The organism is Segnochrobactrum spirostomi, from assembly GCF_009600605.1.
Lineage (GTDB): Bacteria > Pseudomonadota > Alphaproteobacteria > Rhizobiales > Segnochrobactraceae > Segnochrobactrum > Segnochrobactrum spirostomi.
Genome location: NZ_VWNA01000001.1, coordinates 2,859,425 through 2,876,541 on the forward strand (window position 1 = coordinate 2,859,425; position 17,117 = coordinate 2,876,541).

Consider the following 17,117-nt stretch of genomic DNA (forward strand, 5'->3'; position numbering starts at 1 on the left):
CCATGAAAAGCTCCCTTGGAAGACCTCATTGGATCCATCCGAGAGGAGCTTGCGGGACGATGAAACGCAGCCCTTCTCTCGGCGTTGGCCGAAATATGGCAAACCAAGCTTGCCCGGGGATTTGGCGTCTCGAGGCGTCAGATTTGGATTAAAGTATTGTAATAAAATAGTTTATCTGAACGGGCATAGGCCGCTTCCGAAGCGGCTCTGTATGGCGAGGCTTGTGCGAAGCTGTCGCGCACCTCCCTTCAACGGATCCGTGATGGGCGGTGATATGCCTCGCAAGCGCGCCGGTGAACGACAGCGGCGGGCGACATCCGGCCGCGCCGGCGCCGCGCTCCCTCCCGCCCGTGCGGCGCAATGAGAGGAGCGGCGGTCAGAGGCAATCCTGCTCCCCGACGCGAGGAGCAGGATTGATGGCGACGGCCTAGGCCGATTGAGGCGGCGGTCGTCCGGCGCGCCCTCAGAGCGGGCCGAGATCGACGACCTTGAAGGTGTGGAGGGCGCCGGCCTCGTCGCGGATCGACACATATTCGCCGATTGCGATGCGGTGGCCGTCGAGGCGGAAGGCGGGTTCGTCGTCCTCAGTCTCGCCGGCCTCGTAATCGATCAGCCAGGTGGCGCCGCCCTGCCCGCCGGAGCGGTGGACCAGCATGCCGGCATCGTCGTCGTCGCCCCAGAAGCGCTGGGCGGTGCAGTCGGCGCGACGCCGCTCCCACAGCTTCGCGTCGAGATGGCCGTCGGCGTCGAGCGGCATGACGATGGTGTAGCCGTGGCGGGCGCTGCCGTTCGGGAACTCCGGGCCGCGGGCGAGGTGCAGGGTGACCGAATAGAGCGCGGAGGCGGTGTCGGGCATGTCTCTCTTTCCTTCTTTGCTAGGGCCGTCGTTGTGAAGTCGCATCCTGGCGTTCGGTTCACGCGGGGGCAATGCGGGGGAGGCTCACATCCTCTCCCGGTTTGCGAGCACACACACCCTCTCCACGTCATCCGCGGGCGCGTCCCGTGGACCCAGGGGCGGCGGGCGACGTGCTCTCGGCTCCTGGGTTGCCGGCACAAGGCCGGTCATGACGACGGAGGGGGAGGGGACATTGGGACGCGCCCACCATCATTGCACCAGCGCGCGGCGCACCGCGACGGTCGCGATGGTGAGGAGGACGAGGCCGATCAGGGCCATCGGCCAGATCTGGAGGAGCGCGATGTCGAAGCGCATGTCCTGGAGGAAGACGCCGCGGGACAGCACGATCATGTAGCGGATCGGATCGAGCCGGCTCAGCCATTCGAAGGCCGGCGGCATGTTTTCGATCGGCGAGGCGAAGCCCGACAGCACGGTCGCCGGCGCCGCATAGACGAAGACGCCGAGAATGCCCTGCTGCTGGGTGCGGGCGAAGGCGGAGATCGCAAGGCCGATCGAGACGCCGGCGAGCATGTAGACGACGAGGGCCCCCTCGAGGAGGAGGAGGCTGCCCTGGAACGGCACGCCGAACCACAGGATCGCGGCGGCGAGCACCATGTTGGCTTCGATCCAGCCGACGATGATCGCCGGCACCGCCTTGCCGATCATGATCTCGAGGGGGCCGAGCGGCGTCACCAGCATCTGCTCGAAGGTGCCGAACTCGCGCTCGCGGGCGAGGGAGAGCGCGGAGACCAGCATCGCCATCAGGAACGGCAGCACCGCGACGAGCCCCGGCAGCACGAACCAGCGGCTGTCGAGCGTCGGGTTGAACCAGTTGCGCGTCTCGACGACGAGCGGCACCGACCCTCCGGGCCGGAGCGATGCGGCATAGGTCGCGACGATGTCGCTCGCATAGCCGTCGATCATCAGGGCGGTGTTGGAGCGGCGGGTGTCGAGCAGGAGCTGCACCGCGGCGGGCCGGCCGGCCTCGACGTCGGCGGAGAAGGTCTGCCCGAAGCGCAGCACGGCGGCGGCGTCCTTGGTGTCGATCTCGCGCTGGGCCGCGGCGGGCGAGGCGACGACGGCGACGGGGCGGAAGGCGTTCGAATCCGCGAAGCGGCGGATGATCTCGGTCGAATGCCGGCCCTGGTCGTCGTTCCAGATCGCGAGGCGGGCGTGGGTGACGTCGTAGTTCGCCGCATTGGCGAACAGGAGAACCTGGATCAGCGGCGGGATGATGAGGACATACCGCGTCTTCGGGTCCTTCCAGAGCGAGGTCAGTTCCTTGACGATGAGGGCGAGGATGCGCTGGAGCATGGCGTTCAATCCAGCCGCCGGCGGGTGACGGCGATGGTGGCGCCGATCGCGACCGCTGCCGACAGGGCGAGCCCGGCGAGGTTCGGCCACAGCACCGGCCAGATGGTGCCGGAGAGAAAGAGGGTCTGGAGGATCGCCACCAGATAGCGGGCCGGGATGAAATAGGTCACGACCTGGAGCCAGCCCGGCATCGAGGCGATGTCGAACAGCATGCCCGACAGCATCATCGCCGGCATCATGGTGGCGATGAACGAGACCTGGGCGGCGACGAACTGGTTGCGCGCGAGCGTCGAGATGAACAGGCCGAGGGCGAGCGCGAACGTCATGAACAGGGCGGCGGTGAGGGCGAGCGCGCCGATGCCGCCGCGGAACGGCACGCCGAAGAGGGTGATCGACAGAACGACCGAGAGCGCCATGCTCGCCATGCCGAGCACGAAATAGGAGCCGAGCTTGGCCGCGATGATCTCGCTCATCGCGGCGGGCGAGGCGAGCATGCTCTCCATCGTCCCGCGCTCCCATTCCCGCGAGACGATGAGGGCGGTGAGCAGCGTCCCCGTCATCGACATCACGAGGGCGATGACGCCGGGCACGATGGAATCGCCCGACCGGAGCTCCGGGTTGAACCAATAGCGGTGCTCGAGGCTGATGGTGCCGCCGAAGTCCTTGCGGCGCTCGAGCGACAGGCTGGAGAGCCAGTTCTGAAGCGCGCTTGCCGCATAGCCGGCGAGGAGGCGGGCGGTGTTCGGATCGGTGCCGTTGGCGATGAGCTGCGCCGTCGCCGGCCAGCGCACCGGGCGCACCAGCCGGGTTTCGAAATCGGAGCGCAGCACGAGGATGCCGCGCACGTCGCCGCGGGCGAGCGCGGCCTCCCCGTCGCGCACGGTGGCGACCGGGCGGACCGCGAGATAGGGCGAGGCGGCGAGCGCCGCGATCAGGGTGCGGGTGTCCTCGGTTGCGGCTTCGACGACGACCGCGAGCGGCATCTTGCGGGCGTCGAGCGAGAGGCCGAAGCCGCAGACGATGAGGAGCACGACGGGGAGGAGGAACGCGATCAGCAGCGCCGACGGGTCGCGCACCACCTGGAGGAATTCCTTCACCACGAGGCCCTTGAGGCGCATCAGCCGGTGGCGGGCGGTGCCGGGGTCGAAGGCCGGCGTGGTGGTCGCAGGCGGTGGAACGGGGGCGGGGGCAGCCTCGCGGAGGTCGGTCATCGCGGGGCCTCCACGATCGCGGCGTTGCCGTCGCCGGGCACCCCGCCGGCGCGGGCGACGAGGGTGATGAAGGCGTCCTCCAGCGTCGGGTCGGGACGTTCGGCGGTCCTCACCGCGGCGCGCAGGGTCGCCGGCGTGCCGGTCGCGATCACCTTGCCCTCGTTGATGATGGCGAGGCGGTCGCAGAACTCGACCTCGTCCATGAAATGGCTCGTCACCAGCACCGTCACGCCGCCTTGGGCGAGGCGGCCGATGCGGGCCCAGAAGGCGCGCCGGGTCAGCGGATCGACGCCCGAGGTCGGCTCGTCGAGGAACAGGATTTCGGGGCCGTGGATCAGGGCGGCGGCGAGTGCGAGGCGCTGGCGCAGGCCGAGGGGCAGGCTCGCCGCCGGCTCGTCCGCCGCCTCCGCGAGTTCGAAGTCCCGCAGCGCGGTGGCGACGGTCGCGGCTTGCGCCGTCCGCCCGAGCCCGTAGACGCGGGCGAAGAAGGCGAGGTTCTCCCGCACGGTGAGCTCGGCATAGAGCGAGAAGCGCTGCGCCATGTAGCCGATGCGGGCGCGGGCCTTGGCGGGCGCCACGAGGAGATCGAGCCCGGCGACCCGGGCGCGGCCGCCGGTCGGCTTGAGGAGTCCGCAGAGCATGCGGAAGGCGGTCGACTTGCCGGCCCCGTTCGGTCCGAGCAGGCCGAAGATCTCGCCGCGTTCGACCCGGAAGCTGACGTGATCGACGGCGACGAAATCGCCGAAGGTGCGGACGAGATCGTCGACCTCGATCGCCGGACCGTCGTCACCGCCGCGCGCGGCGGGGCGCGCCGTGGCGGGCGACGCGGTCGGCGGCGGCAGGGCCGTGGGCGCGTTCGCGGCATCGGCCCGGCGCAGCAGGGCGACGAAGGCGTCCTCGAAACGCGGGGCGACCGGCGTCGCAATCGTGCCGCCGAAATCATCCGGCGCCGGCGGGGCGATCCCGTCGCGCAGCACGAGGCGCAGGCGGTCGCCCTCGATCGCCGCATCGAGAAAGCGCGGATCGGCCTCGGCCTGGCGCAGCGCATCGCGGCGGCGATCCGACGGCACGTCGACGCGGAACACCCGGCCGTCGAGGGTCGCGACCAGCGGGGCGGGCGGGCCGGAGGCGATCAGCTTGCCTTCGTGGAGCAGGAGGACGTCGTCGCAGCGCGCCGCCTCGTCGAGATAGGCGGTCGCCCAGATGACGCTCATGCCGCCCTCGGCGCGGGCCTCCTCCCGCATCTCGGCGACGATCGCCCAGAGCTCGCGCCGCGAGGCCGGATCGACGCCGACCGAGGGTTCGTCGAGGAGGAGCACGCGGGGCCGCGCGAGCAGCGCGCAGGCGAGTCCGAGCTTCTGCTTCATGCCCCCCGAGAGCTTGCCGGCGAGGCGCGCCTCGAACGGGGCGAGCCCGGTGAAGGCGAGCAGGCGCGCGGCGCGCCGGGTCCGCTCGTCGCGGGGGATCCCGTGGAGATCGGAAAACAAGGAGAGGTTCTCGGCGACGGTCAGGTCTTCGTAGAGACCGAAGCGCTGCGGCATGTAGCCGATCATCGGGTGGACGGCGCGGGCGTCGCGGCCCATGTCGTGGCCGAGCACCGTGATCGCTCCCGCGCTCGGCGCGAGCAGGCCGGCGAGCAGGCGCATCAGGGTGGTTTTGCCGGCGCCGTCGGGCCCGACGAGGCCGGTGGTGGTGCCGGCCGCGATGGTCGCCGAGAGCCCGTCGAGCGCGATCGTCGGGGGCGCGCCGCGGGTGCCCGGAAAGACGTGGCGCAGCCCGTCGATGACGGCGACGGGCGCTTCCGCCGCGGGCGCGGACATCAGCCGTTCGTCCCGGCGGCCGGCGGCAGATGGATCGTGACCGGCATGCCCTGGCGCAGTCCGGAATCGGGGTCCTCGATGCGGATGCGGAGGCGATAGACGAGCTGGGTACGCAGTTCCGGCGTCTCGACCGTCTTCGGCGTGAACTCGGCCGCCGGCGACACGTAGCCGATCTGGCCGCGATAGGTCTTGCCGCCGGGGGCGTCGGTGGTGACGGTCACCTGGGTGCCCGGTGCGATGCGCGCCAGCATCGGCTCGGGGGCGAAGGTGCGCACCCAGACCTCGTCGGTGATCGCCACCGCGTAGATCGAGGCGGAGGGCAGCACGACCGTGCCCGGCTCGATGACGCGGGTCATCACGATGCCGGTCGCGGGGGAGACGAGCTTGGTGTGGGAAAGCTCGGTCTGGGCGAGGGCGAGGGTCGCCTCGGCGGAGGCGAGGGCGGCGCGGGCCGCCTCGATCTCCTGGGGCCGCGGCCCGGCGATCGCCTCGGCGAGGGCGGCGCTCGTCTGGCGCACCCGGGCGTGGGCGGAGGCGAGCGCGGCCTGGGCGTCCTCGTAGGTCTGGATCGAGGCCGTCGCGGTCTTGAGCAGGGATTCCTGCCGTTTGAACACGGCGTCGGCGTGGGTCAGGTTGGTCTGCGCGGCGTCGAGGCTCGCCCGGGCCTGATCGATCTCCTCCTGCCGCGTGCCGGCGAGCAGAAGATCGAGCCGCGCCTTGGCCTCGTCGCGCTTCGCCGTGGCGAGGGCGACGGCGCTCACATAGCGGGCGTCTTCCAGGGTGGCGATGAGCTCGCCGGCCTTCACCGGGTCGCCCTCGTGCTTCACCATGGTCTCGACGACGCCCTCCGCGTTGAAGGCGAGATCCACCTCCCGGATGTCCACGTTGCCATAGAGCGCGGTGTCGGTACGCGCACCGCCGATCTGGCGATAGCTCGCCCAGCCGGCCCAGCCCGCCACGGCGAGGACGACGATTGCGATCAACGCTCTGACGACGCTCTTCTTCATCATCTCCACGCCGGTGCGAGGGCTCGACGGAGCCTCCCCGTCTGGGAGACGCCCGATTGTTCCTGTCTAGGATCGATACGCCTGCGGCGCGTTGCGATCGATCAATCGTCCGTGCGCGCGCTCTCCCGGCCCCGCGCATTTGCGCGAAGCCTCGGAAACCAACCCCGTTTCGCGCCGTTGTCGTGCGGGGCAGGGCGGCGGCGCGCATGGCGCCGCCCCGGCAAGGAGAGGCAGATGCTCGAAATGGCGAAGCGGGTGCGAGAGGTTCTGGCCGGCGACAACACGCGGTTCGGAGCCCATTTCGACGGGGACGGAACGAACTTCGCCCTGTTCTCCTCCCATGCGGAGCGGGTGGAACTCTGCCTGTTCGACGAGGCGAGCGGGGCGGAGATCGAGCGGATCACGCTTCCCGAAAATACCGACGAGATCTGGCACGGCTATCTGCCGGGCGTCCGGCCCGGCACGCTCTACGGCTATCGGGTCTACGGCCCCTACGAGCCGGAGAACGGCCACCGCTTCAACCCGAACAAGCTCCTGATCGACCCCTATGCCCGCGACCTCGCCGGCGAGGTGCAATGGTCGCCCGCCCATTTCGGCTACCAGCTCGATGCAGAGGAGAAGGATCTATCCTTCAACGAGGAGGACAGCGCCCCGTGGACGCCGAAGGGCCGGGTGGTCGACCCGAACGCGGTCGACTGGGGACGCGACGAGAAGCCCCGCATTCCCTGGGGCGAGACCATCTTCTACGAGACCCATGTGCGCGGCCTCACCAAGCTGCACCCGGCGATCCCGGAAAAACTGCGCGGCACCTTCGAGGGGCTCGGGCACAAAGCGATCGTCGATCATGTGAAGAGCCTCGGCGTCACGTCGATCGAGTTGATGCCGATCCACGCTTTCCCCGACGACGGCCACCTCCAGGCCAAGGGCCTCTCCAATTATTGGGGCTACAACACCATGGCCTTCTTCGCGCCCGAGCAGCGCTATCTCGGGCCGAAGGGTCTCGTGGGCTTCCGCGACATGGTGCGCGCCTTCCATGACGCCGGTATCGAGGTGATCCTCGACGTCGTCTACAATCACACCTGCGAGGGCAACGAACTCGGCCCCACCTTGTCGTTCAAAGGCATCGACAACTTCGCCTATTATCGAACCCTGCCGAACGAGGCGCGCTATTACATCAACGACACCGGCACCGGAAATACGCTCAACACCAGCCACCCCAAGGTGCTGCGGCTGGTGCTCGATTCGCTGCGCTATTGGGCGGAGGAGATGCACGTCGACGGCTTCCGCTTCGATCTGGGCACGATCCTTGGCCGCGAACCGCACGGCTTCGATCCGCGTGGCGGCTTCTTCGATGCGGTCGGTCAGGACCCGGTACTGAACCGCGTCAAGCTCATCGGCGAACCGTGGGATATCGGTCCGGGCGGCTATCAGGTCGGCTCCTTCCCGCCTGGCTGGGCGGAGTGGAACGACAAATATCGCGACACCGTGCGCGGCTATTGGAAGGGCGACGAGGGCCTGATGCAGGATTTCGCTGCCCGCGTCACCGGCTCGGGGGACGTTTACGATCAGCGTGGCCGACGCCCTTGGGCAGGCATCAACTTCGTCACCGCCCACGACGGCTTCACGCTGAACGACCTCGTCTCCTACAACGAGAAGCACAACGAGGCGAACGGCGAGGACAATCAGGACGGCCACAACGACAACCGCTCCTACAATTACGGGACGGAGGGGCCGACCGACGATCCCGGCGTGCGCGACGTGCGCGAGCGGCAGAAGCGGAATTTCCTGGCGAGCCTGTTCTTCTCCCACGGCACGCCGATGCTGCTCGCCGGCGACGAGTTCGGTCGCAGCCAGGGCGGCAACAACAACGGCTATTGCCAGGACAACGAGATTTCCTGGTTCGATTGGGACGGCATCGGCGAGGCGGGTACGGCGCTCATCGATTTCGCGCGCCGCGTCATCGCGCTCCGCCGCGAGCAGCCGATCCTGCGGCGGAGCAATTTCCGCGACGGGATGGTCATCACATGGCTCAACCCCGGCGGCGGCGAGCAGACGGTTGAGCAATGGGGCGACGCCGGCGCGACCTCGATCGCCTTGCGCCTCAGCCGCGAGGACCTCGCCGACGACGGATTGTGGGGCGACGTGGTGATCGCCTTCAACGCCCACGACGGCGATGTCGGCTTCGTGCTCCCGGAGCGCGAAGGGCAGACCTGGAAGGCAGTGGTCGACACCGCCGAGCCGGACGCACCGTCCCGCGAGACGGAGGGCGGCGAGGGGAACCCGGTCGTGCTCGGCCCGCGCTCGCTGGTCTTGTTCGTCTGAAGAAACGACCTTGATCGGTCGTTCGCCGTGGAGAGTGCGACGGCAGCGCCCCACCCTTCCGGATGCGGGAGGGTGGGGCGCTGCGTTTCAGGCGCGTCTCAGTGGTCGATCTCTTCGAGGTTCACGCCGTTGGTCTCGATGCGGAAGAACCACGTCACGAGCGCCCCGGCGATCGAGGCGCCGACCAGGATGTAGAGCAAGAGCTTGGTGCCGAGATCGGCGAGCAGGATCGGGAACAGGAACGCGGTCATGACCGCGCCGATCTTGGCGAACGAGGCGGCGAAGCCCGCGCCGAGGCCGCGGATGTGGGTCGGGAAGACCTCGCCGGCGATCAGGTAGGTCTGGGCGTTGGGACCCATGTTGGTCATGAAGTTGAACAGCATGAAGCCGATGAAGATCAGCGTCGTCTGCACCGGTCCCGAATAATCGGCTGAGAACGAGGCGATGAGGAGACCCGCCGCGCAGCCGATGAAGCCGAGGATCTGCAGCGGAATGCGGCCGACTCTGTCGGCGAGCATAACCGCGGCGATGATGCCGACGATGAGGAGGGCATCGATCGCGGCGGCGCCACGGGCCGCCGGCAGCGCGTTCGCTATGATGTCCGAGACGTGATGAGCACTCGACGCGCCGTGGGACCCGAGGATCACGGTGAGCACCGTCGGGGTGAAGATGCCGATGCCGTAGGTGCTGAGGTCCTGGAGGAACCAGGGCACCGATGCGAGCACCGTGGCGCGGATCGCCTTCGGCGAGAACAGGGCCTTGATGCTCCGCTCGGGCGGCACGGGCGCAGGCATCGTGGCCGCCGCCGCGCGGTGCTTGTGCTTCAGCTTGATCTTCTTCGGATAGCGCGGATGGCGATCGAGCAGCCGCGCCGCGGCTTTCTCGGCGAGTTCGACGCGCTGCTGCAGCATCAGCCAATGGGCGCTTTCGGTCACCGTGAAGCGGCCGGCGACGACGACGAGCCCGAGCGGGATCGCGCTCGCGAACATCCAGCGCCAGGCTTCGATGGTCGGGTCGAGCACGAGCACCGTGGCGCCGACGGCGGTGCCGGCGAGCGCGCCGACCGATTGGAAGCCGAACGCGGAGAGGACCATCCGCCCGCGCAGGCGGCTCGGGATGCTCTCGGAGATGACGAGGTGGGCGGTCGGATAATCGCAGCCGAGCGCGATGCCGAGGCCGAACAGGAAGAAGATCAGCCACGGCAGGCTCGGCGCGGCGGCGAGCAGCATCAGGAAGATGACGAAGATCACCATCTCGGCGATGAACATCAGCTTGCGGCCGAACAGATCGGCCATATGGCCGAGGCCGACTGCGCCGACCAGGATGCCGGCGAGCGAGGCGGCGCCGACGAGGCCGTGCTGAATGGGCGTCATCTGGAATTGTAGGGCGAACAGCGGCATCGCCACGCCCGTCATGAAGACGACGAAGCCTTCGAAGAATTTGCCGGCCGCCGCGAGCCCCCAGATGCGCCATTGCATTCCGGTCATCGGGGCGCCGGCGAGCGGCGTGCCATCGTGCCACACCGGAATCTCGTCGAGATAATCCTGCATGGTTCGTTCGGCGACGGCGACGTCACCTGGCTTCTGCGCGTTCATAGGAGTCCCCATCCGTCAACCTTCCGCGCAACTGACATGACGGATGTGACGCATGCATGACCCCGCGCCGGCGTGGGATGCGCCCGGCTCGTATGAGCCGCCCCCGCTACCCTGAAACCACTTGGGAGGCGATGCGCGCGTCGATCGCGGCCGCATCCGGCATCGCCGCCTGGGCACCGAAGCCGAGGCAGGCCAAGGACGCCCCGATCGCCGCGCGTTGCAGCGCCGTCTGCAGCGGCAGGGCGCGGGCGAGACCCACCGCGAGGATGCCGACGAAGGTGTCGCCGGCGCCGGTGGTGTCGACCGGCACGATCGGAAGAGCCGCAACTGCGGTCTCCCGTCCGTCCGCCTCGACCGCGAGCACGCCCTTGCTGCCGAGGGTCACGATGCCGGTCAGCGCATAGCGCCGGGCGAGGCCGGCGATCGCGGCGCGCTCGTCGGCGGACGTCGGCAGCGCGAGGCTTGCCTCGAGCGCCAGCGCCTCGTGTTCGTTGGCAATCAGGACGTCGGTCACGGCGAGGAGCTCGGCGGCGAGCACCGCGGGGAGATCGGATGCGACAGGGGCGATGTTGAGGACCACCGTCGCGCCCGCCGCCTTCGCCCGCCGGGCGATCGCGAGGTTCTCGCGCCCCGGCACCTCCATCTGGAGCACGAGCACCTTGGTGTCGGCGATCACCGTGTCCGAGACGGCCTCGGCGGAGACTTTCCGGTTGGCACCGCTGCCGACCGTGATGGCGTTTTCGCCGCGCGCATCGACGGTGATGAAGGCGCAGCCGGTCGGCAGTCCGACCACGTCCACGCCGCCGGTGTCGACTTTCTGCGCCGCGAGATTTCCGACCGCCTCGCGGCCGAACCCGTCGTCGCCGACCGCGCCCGCCATGCGGACGCGCAGGCCCGCCCCGGCCCGAGCGGCCGCGACGGCCTGATTGGCGCCCTTACCGCCGAAGGCCTTCTCGTAGCCCTCCGAGAGGACGGTCTCGCCGGGGGCGGGAATGGCGGCGACCTTGGCGACGAGGTCGATGTTGATCGAACCGAACACGAGGATCATGGCGAACTGGCTCAGGCGTTGCGGAAATTCGGGGCGCGCTTCTCGGCGAAGGCGGTCATGCCTTCCTTCTGGTCCTCGGTCGCGAACAGCGACTGGAAGGCGCGCCGCTCGAAGCGCAGCCCTTCCGAGAGGGTCGTCTCGAAGGCGCGGTTCACTGCCTCCTTGGTGAGCTGAACGCTCGCCAGCGACTGGGCGGCGATCGTCTCCGCGGTCTTCAGCGCCTCGGCGAGAAGGTCGGCCGCCGGCACGATGCGGGCGACGAGACCGGCGCGCTCGGCCTCGACGGCATCCATCATCCGCCCGGTGAGGCACATCTCCATGGCTTTGGCCTTGCCCACTGCCCGGGTGAAGCGCTGCGAGCCGCCCATGCCCGGCATGATGCCGAGCTTGATCTCCGGCTGGCCGAACTTCGCCGTGTCGGCGGCGAGGATGAAATCGCACATCAAGGCGAGTTCGCAGCCGCCGCCGAGGGCGAAACCCGCCACCGCCGCGACGATCGGCTTGCGCACCGCGGTGAAGCGGTCCCAGGCGGCGAACGGATCGTCGAGATACATCTCGAGCGAGGATTTCGGCTGCATCTCCTTGATGTCGGCGCCGGCGGCGAAGGCGCGCTCGGACCCGGTGAGCACGATGCAGCCGATCGCAGGATCGCGATCGAAGGCTTCCGCCGCGGCGACGACTTCGCCCGTGAGCTGGCGGTTGATGGCGTTGAGCGCCTTCGGCCGATCGAGCGTGATGAGGCCGACCCGGCCGTGGCGCTCGATGCGGATCGTCTCGTAAGGCGCGGCTGTTCCGGACGTCTCGCTGCTCATCGGCGCGCTCCTCCGCTGTGTTCGATGTTCGTGTCTCGGGGATAGCGCAGAGCCGTCCCGTTGGCCATCCGCGTCCCGCGCGCTCGCGCTCGCGGAAATGCTTCAGCATTCGAATGATCCATTTCGGTTCGAGTCCGCTCCGATATCGAATCAGCTCCATTTGCGTGAAATGAAATTCGGCCGCATCACCGCAACAAGCGGAACGAGATTGAGTAGTTGCGTATCTCGCTTCCGCGAAAACTCAAATATAATGGGGCGGGGAAGTCGATGTACATTGTGGTCGATCAGAATGAAGCCGATCTGAAGGGCTTCAATGCAGACTTCGCAAAGCTGGGCGCAAACTGCCGTAGCCTAAATGCTGCGCAGTTCAATAGCTGGCTGAAGAACGCGTCGGAAGAGAGCCTCGAGTCGGTCGAGGGAATTCTGATCGGTCCCGACAGCGTGCGGCCGGATCGCCTGGAGCGCATCCGCAAGAGCACGCCGGCTCCGATCATCGCGCTGACCGAACGCCGCGAACTTTCCGCGACGCTCGATTGGTTGGCGGCGGGTGCCGACTATGTCGTGTGCAAGCCGGTGCATGTGCGCGAGATCATGGCGCGGGCGGATGCGGCCCGCCGCCATATGCGCTCCGCGACGGAGCCTTATTGCGAGGGACCCTTGGTGCTCTATTTCAACGGAACCGATCCCGAGGTCGATGGCGAGCCGCTGAGCCTGCCGCGCCGCGAACGGGATGTGCTCGAATATCTCGTGCGTAATGCCGGGCGTCGCATCAGCAAGTCCCAGCTCTTCCGCGCCGTCTACGGTTCGATGAGCGACGAGATCAACGAGGAACTCGTCGAGGCCCACGTCAGCAAGCTGCGCAAGAAGCTGCGCGCCCGCCTCGGCCAGGACGTGATCGAATCGAAGCGCTATCTCGGCTACCGCTATATCGGGCTGTAAGGTCGCGCCGGCTCAATCGAGCCGGATGCCGATCCGCGCCGCCTGACGGTCGAGGAAGGCGTGCATGCGCTGGCGGCCGTCGTCGGACAGTTGAACGAGAATGCGGCGGCGGTCCCTGTCGTCCGGCATACGCTCGATCAACCCCGCGGCCTGGAGATCGTCGAGCCGGCGGAGCGCGGTGGTGGTCGGTACTCCCGACGCGATGCACAGGCTGGTGACCGAGATGCGCCGTCCCGAAGCTTCCGACAGCGCGAGGTCGAGCAGCATGTCCCAGGCGGGATCGGCGAACAATTCCGTCTTGAAGAGAGCCTGACGGTCCGACCGGGCGGCGATCAGCGCCTCAAGATAGCGCGGTCGCGACTGCATCGGGGTGTCCTGCGGCCCCGAATCCTCGACAATCGAGAAGGCCCGGCGCACCGCGAGGGCGACCTCCTCCGGCGTCAGCGGCTTTTGCAGGAAATCGACGGCGTGGAGCCGCAAGGCGGCGACGGCGCGATCGAGCGCCGCACGGCCGGAAATCACGATCGCGGCGAGAGGCCGCGCGCGGCGCCGGGCTGCCAGCTTCTGCAAAAGCTCGATGCCGTCGATCTGCGGCATCTGGAGGTCGGTCACGACTACATCCAGGGCGGGAAAACGCTGGACGATTTCGAGCGCTTCCGCAGCGCTGCTGGCGGTGCGGCTGGGGATGCCGAGGGCGTCGAGCCCCTCCGACAATTCCTCAAGCACTTCGTGTTCATCGTCGACCAGGAGAAGCCGCGGCTCGTTCGCTGCTGCTGCTCGCTGCATGCAGTTTCCCCCCGCAGGCCACTCAAAGCCGCGAATAGCGGCGCCTCGTCATGTCGAATTCAGTCCCCATGGCGAGCAGATCGTCAAGGGGGCGTTTGGAAGATATAAAATAACCCTGGATGAAGTCGACGGGATATTGCCGGACGAGCTCGAGGTCGGCGGGGTGCTCGACCCCTTCCGCGACGACGGTCAGGCCGAGCCGGTGTCCGAGCTCGGCGACGGTCGCGAAGATCTCGCGTGCCTTGCTCCACGTACGCGACTGGCGCAACAACTCCAGATCGATCTTGATCTCGGAGATCGGCAGATTGGCGATCTGCAGGAGCCCGCTCTGGCGGCGCCCCACGTCGTCGAGCGACAGGGCGAAGCCGGCGAGACGGAGCTGGGTCAGCGCGGCAAGCACCTGGGTCGACGAATCGTAGAGCGCGTCTTCGACGAGTTCGAGAATGACGTCTTCCGGGCCAATACCGTGCGCGGCGAGCGTCCCGAGCTCCGCGGTTCCCATCACGCCGGTGACCGCCTCGACCGGAAGATTGATGCTCACCGGTCCGTGCCAGCCGCGCGCCTTCCAGGTGCGGCAGCCGGCAATCGCCGAGCGGATGACCGCCTGGGTGAGACGCCCCATCAGAGGCGGCGACGCGGCCGCCGCGGCAAGGATGTCCGACGGCGCGACGGGGCCCAATCCCGGCAGGTTCCCGGCGAGCAGGGCTTCGGCGCCGGCGAAGCGGAGGTCTCTGGCGCCCACCTTGGGCTGGAACGCGATCGGCAGCGTGCGCTCGTCGAGCGCGGCGATCAGCGCTTCCGTGATCCTGCGCGGGTCGCTGCCGTGCGCGCTGGTGCTCGTAGCCGGATACGACGGGAGCGCGAGGAGGGCGGCCAGCCGGTCCACATCGATCGGCTTCGCCACGGCACCGAGAATACGCAGCCCGAATTGCTCGCCGATCGCCGACGCCGTCTTGAGCACGCCCTCGCCTTGTCCGCTGAGCAGGATCAGGTCCGGCGCGGCCTCGTCGTTCTGGAACTGGCGCAGCACCGCGACGCCGTCCGTCTCGGCGAGCTTGAGGTCGAGGATCAGCACGTCGCAGGCGGCGGCGGGCCGCGATCGCAACAGGCCGGCGTCTGCGATCGCCACCACCCGGTGGCCGAGCCCTTCGAGATAATCCTCGAGTTCGGTGCGAACCGCTTCGTCGTCGTCGAGGAGCAGCACCCGTCGCCTGCCGGGGGCGGGCTCCGGCAGCGCCTCTTCCCCGCCTTCGTCAGACGCGTCGGCCGTCGCCTCCAGCGTCTGCAGGCGCTCGTCGAAATCGTGCGCCATGCCGAACGGATCGGCCGGCTTGCGATAGAGGAAATCGACGCCGAACTCCGACGGCTGGGTGGTGACGAGGGCATGACCCGTCATCACCGCGAGGATCGGCGGCCGCTTCGCCCGCGGCAGCGAGCGGATGACGGCGAGCAAGGTCTCTCCATCGCCGCCGGGCATGTTGAGATCGGTGACGAGACAAGTCGGCGGCGGGTTGGCGGCGAGGTTGCGCTCAGCCTCTACGCCGTCGCGGCAGGTGCGCACCGTCCAGCCGTAGGAGGCGAAGAACTCGGCGAGCTCTTCGGCGAGCTCGCTCTCGTCGTCGCACAGGACCATGGTGCGGGGCAGCTTCGGCATCAGGCGACCTTGTCCGTCCGCTCGGCTTCGGAGATCGGCACGACGACGGTGAAGCGCGCCCCGCCGCCGACATTGGCGGCGTCGATCGTTCCGTTCATCTCGCGCACGACCGTCCGCGAGATGGAGAGGCCGAGGCCGGTTCCCTTGTCGCTCGGCTTCGTCGTCGTGAAGGGATCGAACAGGCGATCCATGATCTCCGGCTTGATGCCGCCGGCATTGTCCTGAACGGCGATGACGATCTGGCCCCGCGACGCCATCGCCTCGATCTTGGTCACCGGCCGCGTCACCTCGCCGCTCCCATCGGAGAGCGCGTCGCGGGCGTTGACGAGCAGATTGACGATGACCTGTTCGAACATCGTCTGCTCGCCGAGCGCCGTCACGTCCTGCGGGATCGTGATCGCCACGTCGAGGCGGATGCCGGCGATGCGATATTGCTCGGCGACGAAGCCGATCGCGTTGCGGATCGCGGGGGCGACCGCGAAGGGCGTGAGCGTGTGCGCGGGCATGCGGCCGTGGCGGCGCACCTGGTCGGTGATGCGCCGCGCGCGTTGGAGTTGCTCATTGATGCGGCTGAGCTTGGCGACGATCGCCTGCGTGTCGCCGCCGTTGGTGACGAGTCGGAGCGCGTTGGCGACCGCCATGCTGATGACGGCGAGCGGCTGGTTGAGTTCGTGGGCGATCGCCGACGACATTTCGCCGAGAGTCGCGAGCTTGGAGGCCTGGAGCACCTGGAGTTCCGCATCGCGGATCTTGGTGGTGTCCGCGAGGGCCGCCATGAATTGGGGGCGGCCGTCCCAGACGATCTCGCGGGCGGCGCCGCGGACCGAGATGAGGTTCCCCTTCGGCACGGGAACGGTGACGCTGAAACCGCCCCAGGGGGCGGTCTTGCGGCGCTCTTCCTTGATCGCGGCGATCAGCGGGGCCCAGCCGAGGTGATCGAGGGCGGCGTCGAAGGTCGCCAGGGCGGGCGGATTCGCATAGGAGATCACGTCCGTCTGCGGATCGAAAATGACGATCAGGGCGGGCATGGCGTCGAGCGCCGCGCGCAGGCTCTCGCGGAGCACCGCCTCACGCTCCTGGGCCGCGAGCACGATGCGCAATTGACGACGATCCCGCTCGCCCTGGAACAGCAGGATGCCGAGGAGGGCGCCGCCGCACAGGAAGATGAGCCCGAGCGGCAGGATCGAATGGTTGGCGGCGATCGATTGCTCGCGGGCGTAGATGCCGTCGTTGTAGGCGACCGACGTCATCAGCATCTTCTGAAGCATCAGGCCCAGCGGATTGATCTCGTCGTTCCACGTCTTGAAGGTCTCGGGCAGCTCCGGTGCGCCGGGCGTCATCTTGCTGACCTTGTCGGCATAGCTGCCGATCAGCGTCTCGTAGCGCTTCAGGTCCGGGGTGTAGCTCTTGATGTCCGGGATGAGGCTGCCGTCCTCTGACCCGTAGAGCACGTTCATCCGGGAGCCGAGGATCTCAAGGCGGAGTTCCAGCCGGTCCAGTTCGTCGGCCTCCGGGCTATCTGCGGCGAGTTCCAGGGCGGAGAGCGCCTTGGCATATTCAATCGTCGCCTGGTAGGTCACCCAACCCGACGTCCGCACGCTGGTCGCGAGCAGGGCTTGCTGGTGCACGACGGAATCGTAGAGCATCGTCGTCGCCGCGAACATGCCGAGCATGGCGACGAGACTGATGCCGAGGCGGATGGCGACACCCACCG

The 17,117-nt window shown here is 68.3% G+C and carries 13 protein-coding genes; 2 read left to right on the plus strand and 11 right to left on the minus strand.

The features are described from left to right. Positions 1 to 463: 463 nt before the first annotated feature. From F0357_RS12820 to F0357_RS12840, 5 genes are all read right to left on the minus strand, one after another. Complete coding sequence (locus tag F0357_RS12820; protein ID WP_153482228.1) at positions 464 to 856, minus strand: hypothetical protein; 393 nt, start codon at positions 854 to 856, stop codon at positions 464 to 466. 249 nt (positions 857 to 1,105) lie between these two features. After that, positions 1,106 to 2,209: an ABC transporter permease gene (locus F0357_RS12825; RefSeq protein WP_153482231.1), complete on the minus strand. Its 1,104-nt coding sequence runs from the start codon at positions 2,207 to 2,209 to the stop codon at positions 1,106 to 1,108. Positions 2,210 to 2,214: 5 nt separating this feature from the next. Continuing rightward, positions 2,215 to 3,420 carry an ABC transporter permease gene (locus F0357_RS12830; RefSeq protein WP_153482233.1) on the minus strand — a complete coding sequence of 402 codons (1,206 nt, stop codon included), beginning with the start codon at positions 3,418 to 3,420 and terminating at the stop codon, positions 2,215 to 2,217. Further along, a complete protein-coding gene (locus tag F0357_RS12835) occupies positions 3,417 to 5,240 on the minus strand; it encodes an ATP-binding cassette domain-containing protein (protein WP_153482241.1) in 1,824 nt (607 codons plus the stop codon). Before F0357_RS12835 ends, F0357_RS12830 begins: the two co-directional genes overlap by 4 nt. Further along, positions 5,240 to 6,247: an HlyD family secretion protein gene (locus F0357_RS12840; RefSeq protein WP_208948322.1), complete on the minus strand. Its 1,008-nt coding sequence runs from the start codon at positions 6,245 to 6,247 to the stop codon at positions 5,240 to 5,242. The genes F0357_RS12835 and F0357_RS12840 overlap by 1 nt, the downstream gene beginning before the upstream one ends. 243 nt (positions 6,248 to 6,490) lie before the next feature. On the opposite strand from F0357_RS12840, the gene glgX reads away from it, so the two are divergent. Continuing rightward, complete coding sequence (gene glgX / locus F0357_RS12845) at positions 6,491 to 8,569, plus strand: glycogen debranching protein GlgX (RefSeq protein WP_153486875.1); 2,079 nt, start codon at positions 6,491 to 6,493, stop codon at positions 8,567 to 8,569. 98 nt (positions 8,570 to 8,667) lie between these two features. On the opposite strand, the gene F0357_RS12850 is transcribed toward glgX, so the two are convergent. The 3 genes from F0357_RS12850 to F0357_RS12860 form a co-directional block, all read right to left on the minus strand. Beyond that, on the minus strand, positions 8,668 to 10,164 hold the full coding sequence (locus F0357_RS12850) for an MFS transporter (protein WP_246161460.1): 1,497 nt from the start codon (positions 10,162 to 10,164) through the stop codon (positions 8,668 to 8,670). Between the two features lie 106 nt (positions 10,165 to 10,270). Continuing rightward, positions 10,271 to 11,212, minus strand: a complete 942-nt coding sequence (locus F0357_RS12855; protein ID WP_153482247.1) for a ribokinase — start codon at positions 11,210 to 11,212, stop codon at positions 10,271 to 10,273. Positions 11,213 to 11,223: 11 nt separating this feature from the next. Then, entirely contained in the window at positions 11,224 to 12,024 is an 801-nt protein-coding gene (locus F0357_RS12860) for an enoyl-CoA hydratase (protein WP_153482249.1), read from the minus strand. 267 nt (positions 12,025 to 12,291) lie between these two features. Between F0357_RS12860 and F0357_RS12865 the strand changes: the two genes are divergently transcribed. Continuing rightward, complete coding sequence (locus F0357_RS12865; protein ID WP_153482252.1) at positions 12,292 to 12,963, plus strand: response regulator transcription factor; 672 nt, start codon at positions 12,292 to 12,294, stop codon at positions 12,961 to 12,963. A 12-nt stretch (positions 12,964 to 12,975) separates the two neighbouring features. Here F0357_RS12865 and F0357_RS12870 read toward each other — a convergent pair whose 3' ends face one another. The 3 genes from F0357_RS12870 to F0357_RS25220 are packed head-to-tail and all read right to left on the minus strand — an operon-like array spanning position 12,976 to position 17,115. Then, complete coding sequence (locus F0357_RS12870) at positions 12,976 to 13,749, minus strand: response regulator (protein WP_153482254.1); 774 nt, start codon at positions 13,747 to 13,749, stop codon at positions 12,976 to 12,978. 22 nt (positions 13,750 to 13,771) lie between these two features. Then, positions 13,772 to 15,403, minus strand: a complete 1,632-nt coding sequence (locus F0357_RS12875) for an EAL domain-containing protein (protein WP_153482261.1) — start codon at positions 15,401 to 15,403, stop codon at positions 13,772 to 13,774. Next, entirely contained in the window at positions 15,403 to 17,115 is a 1,713-nt protein-coding gene (locus tag F0357_RS25220; protein WP_208948323.1) for a sensor histidine kinase, read from the minus strand. The genes F0357_RS12875 and F0357_RS25220 overlap by 1 nt, the downstream gene beginning before the upstream one ends. Positions 17,116 to 17,117 lie beyond the last annotated feature (2 nt).